Source organism: Mesorhizobium sp. M7A.T.Ca.US.000.02.2.1 (assembly GCF_003996995.1).
Lineage (GTDB): Bacteria > Pseudomonadota > Alphaproteobacteria > Rhizobiales > Rhizobiaceae > Mesorhizobium.
Map to the genome: position 1 here is coordinate 1 of NZ_RZTT01000185.1, position 11,583 is coordinate 11,583.

General features: G+C 63.4%; 13 protein-coding genes. 9 read left to right on the forward strand and 4 right to left on the reverse strand.

The window, feature by feature from the left end; all coding sequences use genetic code 11:
* A partial coding sequence (locus EOD15_RS18235; RefSeq protein WP_185929017.1) for a phytanoyl-CoA dioxygenase family protein occupies positions 1-458 on the forward strand: 458 nt, incomplete at its 5' end.
* A 157-nt stretch (positions 459-615) separates the two neighbouring features.
* Complete coding sequence (gene purD / locus EOD15_RS18240; RefSeq protein ID WP_127320921.1) at positions 616-1,893, forward strand: phosphoribosylamine--glycine ligase; 1,278 nt, start codon at positions 616-618, stop codon at positions 1,891-1,893.
* A gap of 14 nt (positions 1,894-1,907) precedes the next feature.
* Here purD and EOD15_RS18245 read toward each other — a convergent pair whose 3' ends face one another.
* Both EOD15_RS18245 and EOD15_RS18250 read right to left on the reverse strand, forming a co-directional pair.
* Positions 1,908-3,017: a glycoside hydrolase family 25 protein gene (locus tag EOD15_RS18245; RefSeq protein WP_164761764.1), complete on the reverse strand. Its 1,110-nt coding sequence runs from the start codon at positions 3,015-3,017 to the stop codon at positions 1,908-1,910.
* Between the two features lie 248 nt (positions 3,018-3,265).
* Positions 3,266-3,484: a hypothetical protein gene (locus tag EOD15_RS18250; RefSeq protein WP_013532811.1), complete on the reverse strand. Its 219-nt coding sequence runs from the start codon at positions 3,482-3,484 to the stop codon at positions 3,266-3,268.
* Between the two features lie 213 nt (positions 3,485-3,697).
* Between EOD15_RS18250 and EOD15_RS18255 the strand changes: the two genes are divergently transcribed.
* Together EOD15_RS18255 and EOD15_RS18260 are read left to right on the forward strand one after the other, a co-directional pair.
* Positions 3,698-5,467: an acyl-CoA dehydrogenase gene (locus EOD15_RS18255; protein ID WP_127320919.1), complete on the forward strand. Its 1,770-nt coding sequence runs from the start codon at positions 3,698-3,700 to the stop codon at positions 5,465-5,467.
* A gap of 20 nt (positions 5,468-5,487) precedes the next feature.
* Positions 5,488-6,240, forward strand: a complete 753-nt coding sequence (locus tag EOD15_RS18260) for a crotonase/enoyl-CoA hydratase family protein (RefSeq protein ID WP_127320918.1) — start codon at positions 5,488-5,490, stop codon at positions 6,238-6,240.
* Between the two features lie 3 nt (positions 6,241-6,243).
* Here EOD15_RS18260 and pdxH read toward each other — a convergent pair whose 3' ends face one another.
* Positions 6,244-6,861, reverse strand: coding sequence for a pyridoxamine 5'-phosphate oxidase (pdxH, locus tag EOD15_RS18265; protein ID WP_127270335.1), 618 nt, complete (start codon positions 6,859-6,861; stop codon positions 6,244-6,246).
* 76 nt (positions 6,862-6,937) lie between these two features.
* On the opposite strand from pdxH, the gene EOD15_RS18270 reads away from it, so the two are divergent.
* From EOD15_RS18270 to EOD15_RS18285, 4 genes are all read left to right on the forward strand, one after another.
* Positions 6,938-7,399, forward strand: a complete 462-nt coding sequence (locus EOD15_RS18270) for an RT0821/Lpp0805 family surface protein (RefSeq protein WP_027035968.1) — start codon at positions 6,938-6,940, stop codon at positions 7,397-7,399.
* A gap of 101 nt (positions 7,400-7,500) precedes the next feature.
* Positions 7,501-8,430 carry a J domain-containing protein gene (locus EOD15_RS18275; protein WP_127408707.1) on the forward strand — a complete coding sequence of 310 codons (930 nt, stop codon included), beginning with the start codon at positions 7,501-7,503 and terminating at the stop codon, positions 8,428-8,430.
* A gap of 106 nt (positions 8,431-8,536) precedes the next feature.
* Positions 8,537-9,355 (forward strand): enoyl-ACP reductase FabI, encoded by an 819-nt coding sequence (fabI, locus tag EOD15_RS18280; RefSeq protein WP_127268175.1) that lies wholly within the window; start codon positions 8,537-8,539, stop codon positions 9,353-9,355.
* Positions 9,356-9,401: 46 nt separating this feature from the next.
* A complete protein-coding gene (locus tag EOD15_RS18285) occupies positions 9,402-9,989 on the forward strand; it encodes a histidine phosphatase family protein (RefSeq protein WP_127323129.1) in 588 nt (195 codons plus the stop codon).
* Between the two features lie 167 nt (positions 9,990-10,156).
* Here the strand turns inward: EOD15_RS18285 and EOD15_RS18290 are convergent, their stop codons facing one another.
* Positions 10,157-10,417, reverse strand: a complete 261-nt coding sequence (locus EOD15_RS18290) for a DUF1344 domain-containing protein (protein ID WP_027035965.1) — start codon at positions 10,415-10,417, stop codon at positions 10,157-10,159.
* Positions 10,418-10,697: 280 nt separating this feature from the next.
* Here EOD15_RS18290 and aroC point away from each other — a divergent pair.
* The coding region (aroC, locus tag EOD15_RS18295; RefSeq protein ID WP_127408708.1) for a chorismate synthase at positions 10,698-11,583 on the forward strand (886 nt) is incomplete at its 3' end.

Genomic DNA, 11,583 nt, shown 5'->3' on the forward strand with positions numbered 1-11,583 from the left:
GGCATCAGGTCATCCCCTACTATTTCGTCGATGGCCGGCAGACGGTGAGCTTCTGGATCCCCATCGACCCGGTGAAGGAAGCGACGCTGCGGCTGATCGCCGGCTCGCACAAATGGGACAAGATGATCCTGCCGGTGCGCTGGCTCGACGGCAGCAATTTCTATGCCGGCGAGGGCGACTATCTGCCGGTGCCAGATCCCGACAAGGATCCGTCGATGAAGGTGCTCGAATGGGAAATGGAGCCGGGCGACGCCATCCTGTTCGACTTCAGGACCGCGCATGGCGCGCGCGGCAACCTGACCGCGGCGCGGCGCCGGGCGCTGTCGCTGCGCTGGGTCGGTGACGATGCGCGCTATGTCGAGCGGCCGGGCCGCACCTCGCCGCCCTATCATGGCCACGGCATGCAGCCGGGCGAGAGGCTGCGCGAGGACTGGTTTCCGGTGGTCTACCAGGGCTGAAGCGAGGCCAGAAAATCGACGCCGATGTGCGCCGCCGATTTTCGGCTGGGGTAACGTTCCCGTGCGCAATTCCCATCAATGCGCCCGGATGCCTTGACCCGTCGCCCAGAGAGCAATAGCGGGTGCTCTAACGGATAGTCGGCATCAAGAGGTGGCCATGAACGTTCTTCTTCTCGGCTCCGGCGGCCGCGAACATGCGCTCGCCTGGAAGATCGCCGCATCACCGCTGCTGACAAAGCTCTATGCGGCTCCCGGCAATCCGGGCATCGGCAGCGAGGCTGAGCTGGTGAAGCTGGATTTAGCCGACCATGCCGCCGTGGCCGCGTTCTGCCGGGAGAAAAAAATCGACCTCGTCGTGGTCGGCCCGGAGGGGCCGCTGGTCGTCGGCATTGCCGACGATCTGCGCGCGCAAGGCATTCGCGTCTTCGGACCCTCCAAGGCTGCCGCACAGCTGGAAGGATCGAAAGGTTTCACCAAGGATCTCTGCGCCCGCTACAACATCCCGACCGCCGCCTATGGCCGTTTCAGTGACCTGGCCTCGGCCAAGGCCTATGTCGAAAAGACCGGAGCACCGATCGTCATCAAGGCCGACGGGCTCGCTGCCGGCAAGGGCGTCACCGTCGCCATGACGCCCAGTGAAGCACAGTCAGCACTCGATGCCTGCTTCGACGGTTCCTTCGGCGCCGCCGGCGCGGAAGTTGTGGTCGAGGAGTTCATGACCGGCGAGGAGGCGAGTTTCTTCTGCCTCTGCGACGGCACCACCGCACTGCCCTTCGGTACCGCGCAGGATCACAAGCGAGTCGGCGACGGCGACACCGGTCCCAACACCGGTGGCATGGGCGCCTATTCGCCGGCACCGGTGATGACGCCGGAACTGGTCGAGGGCACCATGCGCGAGATCATCGAGCCGACCATGCGCGGCATGGCCGAACTGGGGGCGCCGTTCTCCGGCGTGCTGTTTGCCGGGCTGATGATCACCGACAAGGGACCGAAGCTGATCGAATACAACACCCGTTTCGGCGATCCGGAATGCCAGGTGCTGATGATGCGGCTGAAGGATGATCTGCTGGTCCTGCTCAATGCGGCGACCGACGGCCAGCTTGCGCATACTTCGGTGCGCTGGCGCGACGAGGCCGCGCTCACCGTAGTAATGGCGGCGAGAGGCTATCCCGGCACGCCGGAAAAAGGCTCGGTCATCCGCGGCGTCGAAGACGCGGCGAGCGACGGCGTCCAGATCTTCCACGCCGGTACCGCCATCAATGGCGGCGCGCTGGTTGCCAATGGCGGCCGCGTCCTCAACGTGACGGCATCAGGCGCCACGGTCGGCGAGGCACAGAAACGAGCCTATGCCGCGCTTGACCGCATCGATTGGCCGGACGGGTTCTGCCGCCGCGATATCGGCTGGCAGGCCGTAGCGCGCGAACAGGGAACCTGAAGTTCCGCATTGGCTCACCGCTGGCCGCGATCGAGTTCGGTGGAAGCGGTGCTGAGTGGATCGGAGACGGCAAAGGCAGCGTCGAGTTGTGCGGGTGAACGCCGTTCGGTCCGCTTCCAGGCGACATATTGGACAATGCCGAAGCTTGGCCGTCGCGGCACCGTCTTCACGACTGGCATGCGGAAGCCGTCGCGGAAACGGGACCAGCGTGTGCCCAACGCTGTAACCATGTCCTCGAGAGTCGGCGGCGCGGCCACAGACGCATAGGTGATGGTGACATTGCCGGCGAGGCCGGCCTCGCGTGAAACCGGTAGCGGTATCGAGGCGAGATAGTCCGGCGGCACGTCGATAAGCCCGCCGAACGGCCATTGCGTGCGCAGCGTGGCGGCGTCTGTCGGCGCGACATTCACGTCTATGTCGATAGGCGTGCCGGCAACCCTGTAAGGGCAGCGGAAACGGCCGCAATTGGCTTGCGCCGAAAACTGCCACAGCGCGTAGCCTTGCCAGTTGCCCATCGGAAAATGCACGTCGATGTCGTTGGTGTAGCGCGCATACCAAAGCGGCAGCCGCGACAGGAGCCGGTATCGGTAGCTGTTGTCGGCAATGTAGCGGGCGGTCTTGCCGTTGGTGTACAGCACCGGGAAACGGCCGATGCGCCGATGCACCTGGCGTACGAACTCCTCGGCATCGTCGAGCGACATCCATTGCGAGGGGTCATTGCCCTCGATGTCGAGAGCCATGAGATCGTCCGGCGCAGGCTCGGCGAAATCGAGGAAATTGTTCGCCTGCTCGACCGGATTGCCGGGACGGGCAAGGTGATAGGCGCCCCATTTCAGGCCGAGTGCCTTGGCCACCACCCGGCGCGTCTGGAACAGTTCGCGCGTCACCGCATGACGTTTCCACAGCGCCTTGCAAAGCTTTACCTCAATGTCGTTGCCCAGGCAGAAATAGGCCGGCGGCATGCCGTCGGAGGCCTTGTTGATGAAGCCGACGACCCGCTTGTCGGTGGCGAGCTGGGCCCAGTCGATGGAATTATATTCGTAGGCATCGACGACCAGAGCGCGGTCGGCGTTCTTCCACGGCTCGGAAAAATCCGAGGCCGTTGCTGCCGTCGAAAGCGCCATCGTCGCCGCAAGAGCGAGGATCGCCAGCGCATGCCGGCCAAAAGTATGCAGCGGTTTTGGGGCAACGACATGCGCAGGAAACAGAGGCTTGAAGGGTGTCGGTACGACACTCTTCAAGCGGCGAAGGAGGTGCGCCGTCCTTTTCAAAACAGGGAATCCCCGTTGATCAAAAACAAATCCTGAACGGCTATGGTTAAGGAAGTGCTTTCGGGGGCTGGCTCCCAAAAGAGCTGGCGACGCATCAGCCGCTAGAATTCAAACGGGTCAGGCGCCGGCTCTTGCCGCAGCGTGCCTTCGGCGGCGCGTTTGCGGTGGTGGGCGAGCGAGCATTGCGGCGAGCACAAAATGCCGCGATCCGACCAGTAGGCGGCACCATGGTCCAGTCTGCCCCCATGGTAGCAGAACCCCTCCGCTCGATAGGGCAGGCCGCATTCGATGCAGCGGTAGGCGTCGGGTCTGGCAAGCATGGGCGGTTCCGGTTGGCTGGTCTGATCCATCGCCGGTCGACTTGATCCGGCATGGGTTGAACTTAATACGCGCCGCCGCGATTGCAAAATCCGCGTGACAAGATTTGACGTTTACGTAAAAAGAAGATGGGAGACCGCTGATACGGCGGGTGGTTTTGCAGCGGCACCGGTTCTAGGGTTGGGCAGGCCGAGGCATCAGGAGGAGTGGGCGGCATGTATAGGGCACCGGTCGAGGATATCGCCTTCACGCTCAAGCACGTGGCCGGCATGAAGTCGGCGCTCGATGCCGGCACCTTCGGCGATCTCGGCGAGGACCTGGTCGATGCCGTTCTGGGTGAGGCCGGCCGTTTCGCCACCGAAGAGGTCACACCGCTCTACACGATCGGCGATCGGCAGGGTGCGGTGCTGAAAGGCGGCGCCGTCACCACGCCGCCCGGCTGGAAGGAACTCTATCGCCGCTGGATCGATGGCGGCTGGAATGCGCTCTCGGGGCCTGAGGAATATGGCGGCCAGGCGCTGCCGACCATGCTCGGCGTGGCCGCGCTCGAAATGTGGAACTCCGCCGCCATGGCCTTCGGCATCGGCCCGACGCTGACCATGGGCGCGGTCGAGGCGCTCGACAAACACGCCTCCGAAGACCTCAAGGCCAAATATCTCGAAAAGCTCGTCTCCGGCGAGTGGATGGGCACGATGAACCTGACCGAGCCGCAAGCCGGCTCGGATCTCGCCGCCTTGCGCGCCCGCGCCGAGCCGGCGGGTGACGGCAGCTACCGCATCTTCGGCCAAAAAATCTTCATCACCTATGGCGAGCACGATTTCACCGACAACATCATCCATCTGGTCCTGGCGCGGCTGCCCGATGCGCCGGCCGGCACGCGCGGCATATCGTTGTTCCTGGTGCCGAAATTCCTGGTCGGCGACGATGGCGCGCTCGGCGCGCGCAACGACGTCTTCTGTTCCGGACTTGAGCATAAACTCGGCATCCATGCCTCGCCGACCTGCACCATGATCTATGGCGACGGCTTTGAAGGTGCCGAACCCGGCGCCGTCGGCTGGCTGATCGGCGAGGCGAACAAGGGGCTCGCCTGCATGTTCACCATGATGAACAATGCGCGGCTTTGTGTCGGCATGCAGGGGGTGGCGGTCGCGGAAGCCGCAACGCAGAAGGCGATCGCCTATGCCAATGAGCGCCGGCAGGGCAAGGCCGCGAGCTACACTGGCACGGGTATGGCGCCTATCGTCCATCACCCCGATGTCCAGCGTAACCTGTTGACCATGAAGGCGCTGACCCAGACCGCACGCGCCATCAGCTATTCCTGTGCCCACGCCATCGACATGGCCCGTGTCTCCGCCGGTGACGAGGCGGCATACTGGCGCGATCGCGCCAATCTGCTGACGCCGCTGGCCAAGGCGTTCTCGACCGATATCGGCGTCGAGGTTGCCTCGCTCGGCCTCCAGGTTCATGGCGGCATGGGCTTCATCGAGGAGACGGGAGCGGCCGCCTTCTATCGCGATGCGCGCATCGCCCCGATCTACGAGGGCACCAACGGTATCCAGGCGATCGATCTGGTGATGCGCAAGCTGCCGCTCGGCGGTGGCGACCATGTGCATGGTTACATCGCCGAACTGGCTGACATGGCCGGAGCGACGCGGACCTCGAACATGCAGGGTTTCGGCCGCACCGCCGACGCTCTTGACGCGGCACTTGGCGATCTCAGCGAAGCGACCCGCTTCCTGCAAAAACTGACGGCCGATGGCCGGTCGGAAGAGGCGCTGGCAGGCGCGACGCCCTATCTCAGGCTGATCTCGCTTGCCGCCGGCGGCGCCTATCTGGCGCGCGGTGCTCTTGCCGATCACAACCGCATAGCGCTTTGCCGTTTCTTTGCCGAAAACCTGCTCGGCGAGGTCAGCGCCTTGAGGGCGCGCGTCATCGATGGCGCCGAAAGCCTCGCCGCTGCCGGCAAGACGCTCGTCTCTGCCTGACGTTTCACAAGGAAAACACCGTGACAGACCATATCCTCGTCGAGCGCCAGGGCGCCATCCAGATCATCCGCATGAATCGGCCGGACAAGAAGAACGCGCTGACGCGCGCCATGTATGCGAAAATGTCAAAAACCCTGGCCGAGGGCGACGCCGACCCGGCCATCCGCGTCCATGTCTTTCTCGGCGTGCCCGGCGCCTTCTCCTCCGGCAACGACCTTGCCGACTTCATGGTCGTCGCCACCGGCGGCGACGGCGGCACCGAAGTCTGGGATTTCCTGATGGCGCTGGCCAAGGTCGAAAAACCCATGGTCTCCGGCGTCGACGGAATCGCGGTCGGCATCGGCACGACGCTCAACCTGCATTGCGACCTGACTTTCGCCACGCCACGCACCGTGTTCAGGACGCCTTTCGTCGACCTGGGCCTTGTGCCTGAGGCGGGATCGAGCCTGCTGGCACCGCGCATTCTGGGCCAGCAAGCCGCTTTCGCGCTGCTCGGTCTTGGCGAGGGTTTTTCGGCCGAGCGCGCCAAGGCCGCCGGCCTGATCTACGAGGTGGTCGAGGAAGCAGCGCTGGAGGCTTCGGTATTGGCGGCAGCCGGCCAGATCGCGGCCAAGCCACCACAGGCGTTGAAGATCGCGCGCAACCTGATGCGTGGTTCGCGCGACGATCTCCTCGCCCGCATCGGCGAGGAAAGCGACCATTTTCGCGAGCGGCTGAAGTCCGGTGAGGCGCGCGCCGCGCTCACCGCGTTCATGACGAGAAAGAAGGCCTGAGCCTCAGGGATAAAGCCGTGTCTTGTCCCAGCCGTCCTTCGCACTGCGCGTAAAAACGAGCCGGTCGTGCAGCCGGAACGGCCTGTCGTGCCAGAACTCGATGGTGCTGGGCACGATGCGGAAGCCGGACCAGTGCTTTGGCCGCGGGATTTCGCCGATCGGATAGCGTGCCGTGTATTCCGCCACCGCTTTCTCCAGCGCAAAGCGGCTTTCCAGCGGCCGCGATTGTTTCGAAGCCCAGGCGCCGATGCGGCTGCCGCGCGGCCGTGTCGCATAGTAGGCGTCGGCTTCGGCGTCGCTGACGATCTCCACCGGTCCGCGAATGCGCACCTGGCGGCGCAGCGACTTCCAATGGAAACACATCGCCGCCTTCATGCTGCCAAGAATCTCCTGGCCCTTGGCGCTCTCGAAATTCGTGTAGAAGACAAACCCGCTTTCATCGAACCCCTTGAGCAACACCATACGCACATCCGGCATGCCGTCGGCATCGACGGTCGCCAGAGCCACGCCGTTGGGGTCGTTCGGCTCGCTTTTCGTGGCGTCGTCCAGCCATGCGGCAAAGAGGCGAAACGGCTCGGCAGCCTCGGTAAAGTCACCGCTTGTTAACTCAGTGTCACTCATAGTTTTCTCAAATTGTCACGAAGCCAAGATTCTTACAAAACCAAGATTCTTTACGAAGCAAGGGGGAGGCTGCCGATTGTCGCGTATCGCGCAAGCTTTTGACAGCAGGCAATGGAGCGTTATCGCTTCGGCCAGCGCGAAAGCCGCGATCGTGGCGGTCGCCTTGCCGCTTGCCGCGTGTGGCGCCGGCGGCTTCAGCCTGGAAAAAGCCGAAGTCGACCGCTCGATCCTGACCAGCAGCACGTCTGCTTCGGCCGCGCCGGCCAATTTGGATCGCGACTCCGACCAGACGACGATCGGCAATGCGGTTTCCTCGGCCGACATCGAGCAGCTCGGCGGGCAGGCCGTGCCGTGGGCCAATGCCGGCACCGGTTCGCGCGGTTCCATCACCGACCTGGCGGAATTGAAGGACAACGGCCAGACCTGCCGCCGCTTCAAGGCCTCGCGCGAAAGCTTTGACGGCGTTGCCATGTTCGAAGGCGAACTGTGCCTAGCCAGCGCCGGCGGCTGGCGCATGCAGGACTTCAAGGCACTCTGATTTTCCGCGTCTGATATGCTGCTCCAGCACTGGAATTTCTTCCTATGCGAGCGCATATAGGTGGCACAAGAGACTCAACTCTACTCCAGGGCAGTAAGCACATGCGCGACCCCTATGAGGTGCTGGGCGTTGCCAGGAACGCATCGGCCAAGGACATAAAGTCGGCGTATCGGAAACTCGCCAAGAAGCATCATCCGGACCAGAATCCGAACGATCCCAAGGCGAAGGACCGTTTTGCCGCGGCCAACCAGGCCTACGAGATCGTCGGCGACGAAAAGAATCGCGCCGCTTTCGATCGCGGCGAGATCGACGCCGACGGCAAGCCGCGATTCCAGGGCTTTGAGGGCGCTGCCGGTGGCGGCGATCCCTTCGGCGGCTTCCGCCGGCAGCAGGGTCCGGGCGGTTCGCGGTTCGAATTCCGCTCCGGCAGACCGGGTGGCGATCCGTTCGACGGCAACAGCGACATCTTCAGCCAGATTTTTGGCGACACTTTTTCGGGCGCGCGCGGTCCCGGCACGGGCGATCGCCGCCAGCAGGCGACAGCAGCCGATCTGAACGTGACGCTCGACATCACCATCGAGGAAGCGGCGACCGCCGAAAAGGTGACGGCGATGTTCCCCGACGGCCGCAAGGTGGCGGTCAAGCTGCCGGCCTATGTCGAGGACGGCCAGACCATCCGCCTCAAGGGCCAAGGCGAGCAGGGGCCGGGCCAGCCAGGCGACGCGCTGGTCAAGATCCATCTGCGCCGACATCCACGCTACCGCATCGAGGGCCGCGACCTGCACGCCGATCTGCCGGTGGTGCTGGCGGATGCGGTGCTCGGCGCCAAGGTGCCGGTCGAGACGCCGACCGGCAGGCTTGCGGTCAACATTCCTGCCTGGTCGAGCTCCGACAAGGTCCTGCGGCTGAAGGGCAGAGGCCTGCCGGAAAAGGCCGGCGGCCACGGCGATCTCTACGCTCATGTGCGTATCATGCTGCCGGAAGGCGGCGACAGCGCGCTCGAAGAGCTGTTGCGCGGCCAAAAAGGCTGATCGGCGGCTTTTGTCCCCCGAACTGTCCGGTTTGGACGCTTGAAGGGGCTCTGTGCCTGTGCGATAGGGCAACCCACAAAGCTGAAATTTTGCGGAGAGCGCTCACATGGCGGGTGGACAGGGCCTAATGGCCGGCAAGCGCGGCCTCATTCTTGGCGTCGCCAACAATAGGTCGATCGCTTATGGCATCGCCAAGTCGTGCGTCGACCATGGCGCCGAGATCGCGCTGACCTATCAGGGCGAGGCGTTCAAGAAGCGCGTCGAGCCGCTGGCGGCGGAACTGGGCGCCTTTGTCGCCGGCCATTGCGACGTCACCGATCCGGCGAGCCTGGACGAGGTTTTCGCCAATGTCGCCAGGCACTGGGGCAAGCTTGATTTCCTCGTCCACGCCATCGCCTTCTCCGACAAGGATGAACTGACCGGCCGCTATGTCGAGACGACGCGCGACAATTTCCTGCGCACCATGGACATTTCGGTCTATTCCTTCACCACCATAGCCAAGCGCGCCGAGGCGCTGATGACCGATGGCGGCTCGTTGCTGACGCTGACCTACTACGGCGCCGAAAAGGTCATGCCGCACTACAACGTCATGGGTGTCGCCAAGGCGGCGCTCGAGGCCAGCGTGCGCTACCTGGCGGTCGACCTCGGCGCCAAGAAGATCCGCGTCAACGCCATCTCGGCCGGCCCGATCAAGACGTTGGCCGCCTCCGGCATCGGCGATTTCCGCTACATCCTGAAGTGGAACGAGTACAATTCGCCGCTGAAGCAGACGGTCACGCAGGAGGAAGTCGGCGATTCCGGCGTCTATTTCCTGTCCGACCTGTCGCGCGGCGTCACCGGTGAAGTGCATCACGTCGATTCGGGCTACCACGTCGTCGGCATGAAGGCGGTCGACGCGCCTGATATTTCGACGGTCAAGGACTAACGCCCGGCCAACCGTCGTCCGTCCCGATCCCGCACCGGAAGACCTGATGTACCCGCTGGTTTATATCGCGCGCCACGGCCAGACCGCGTGGAACGCCGAAATGCGACTTCAGGGGCAGGCCGATACCGATCTCAACGCTCTTGGCCGCGAACAGGCGACCGGCAACGGGCTTCGGCTAGCCGCGTTGGTCCCAAATCCCTGGGAATTCGATTTCCTCGCCAGTCCGATGAAACGGACGCGCGAAACGATGCAGCGTATTCGCGCCGCGATGAAGCTCAATCCGGATGCCTATCGAACCGATCCGCGCCTCGTCGAAGTCAATTTCGGCGATTGGCAGGGATTTACCTTTCCCGAGCTCGAGACAGGATATCCCGGAGCGAGCATGACGCGTGCTCTGGACAAGTGGAACTTTCAGCCGCCCGGCGAAGGCGCCGAGAGCTATCAGATGCTGCTCGAACGGGTGAGGCCATGCTTCGACGCGATCGAACGCCAGACGATATGCGTGACCCATGGCGGCGTCATGCGCACCTTGTTTCGCTTCGTTCTGGGGCTGGCCGAGGACGAGGCCGCGAACCTGGAAATACCGCAGGATCGCCTGCTCAAGCTCGAAGGCAAGAGTCTGGAGTGGCTTTAATGCATGTCGCCCAAAAGTGGCCCCGGTTTTGGGAGAACGACATGCATAAAACAAAGACCTAAAGCGGGTCGCCTGAATCCGTTCAGACGCGACACGCTTTAGGCCATTGGCAGGCGGCTCGGCGAAAGCTGAACCGCAAACACAGCATTCAATTGAGGTTGGAAGCTCTAGTTGGCAGAGCTGTCCGGCAGTTCCATGTCGGTGACGATGTTTTCGCCATTGGTCACATCGTAGGCGATGACGATGTCCATGCCCGGCTTCAGCGCGTCGAGATCGGTCTCGGCGTTCAGCTTGTAGGACTTGCCGTCATCCAGCGTCAGCGTCGCCGTATCCTTGTCGATCTTCTTGATCAGGCCTTCGGTCTGGCCGGCGAAAGCGGCGGTGGAAAGCAGCAGCGTGGCGGCAATGGCGCCAATCAGGGTACGCATGATCGTTCCTCTTTATCATTGCGCCGGCATGGCGGCGGGCGTTCAACGGCGGATGGAGCAGAGCAGAAACCAACCGAATGTGTCAAAACTAAATCCGCCAGATCACAGTTTGACCCCTGTGAAAAACGCCAATAGAAGGCAACCTACAGCGCCGCGCGTCCTCTTGGACGCGCAAAGGACGTTGTAGCATTGTTGATTTTGCGCATGATCCTTTCCGAAAATCGCTCCGATTTTCGGGGTCATGCGCCAAGCCGGCTCCGCTGCCGGGCAGGGTCATTTCATGTCTCACAACACGTTCGGGCACCTTTTCCGCGTCACCACCTGGGGCGAAAGCCATGGCCCGTCGCTCGGCTGCGTGGTCGACGGCTGCCCGCCCGGCATCCGCTTCACTCGAGCCGACATCCAGGCCGAACTCGACAAGCGCCGGCCGGGGCAATCACGTTTCGTCACGCAGCGTCGCGAACCGGATGAAGTGAAGGTGCTGTCCGGCTTCATCTTCGACGAGGACGGCGAGACGATGATCACCACCGGCACGCCGGTGTCGATGCTGATCGAGAATGTCGACCAGCGTTCAAAGGATTATGGCGAGATCGCCCGCCAATACCGGCCGGGCCATGCCGACTACACCTATGAGGTCAAATACGGCGTGCGCGATTATCGCGGCGGCGGCCGCTCCTCGGCCCGCGAGACGGCAGCCAGGGTGGCGGCCGGTGCCTTGGCGCGCAAGGTGGTTCCGGGCGTTGTGGTGCGCGGCGCGCTGGTGTCGATGGGCGAAAAATCCATAGACCGCGCCAACTGGAACTGGCATTTCATCGGCGATGCCGAAAATCCGTTCTTCACCCCCGATCCGGCCTCCGTACCCGTCTTCACCCAGTATCTCGACGGCATCCGCAAGGCGGGCTCCTCGGTCGGGGCGGTGATCGAAATCGTCGCCGACGGCGTTCCGCCAGGCCTCGGCGCGCCGATCTATGCCAAGCTCGATCAGGACATCGCCTCCGGCCTGATGTCGATCAACGCGGTCAAAGGCGTCGAGATCGGCAACGGCTTCGAGGCCGCCCGTATCACCGGCGAGCAGAATGCCGACGAGATGCGCATCGGCAATGACGGCAAGCCGGTGTTCCTGTCCAACAATGCGGGCGGCATCCTCGGTGGCATCTCGACCGGCC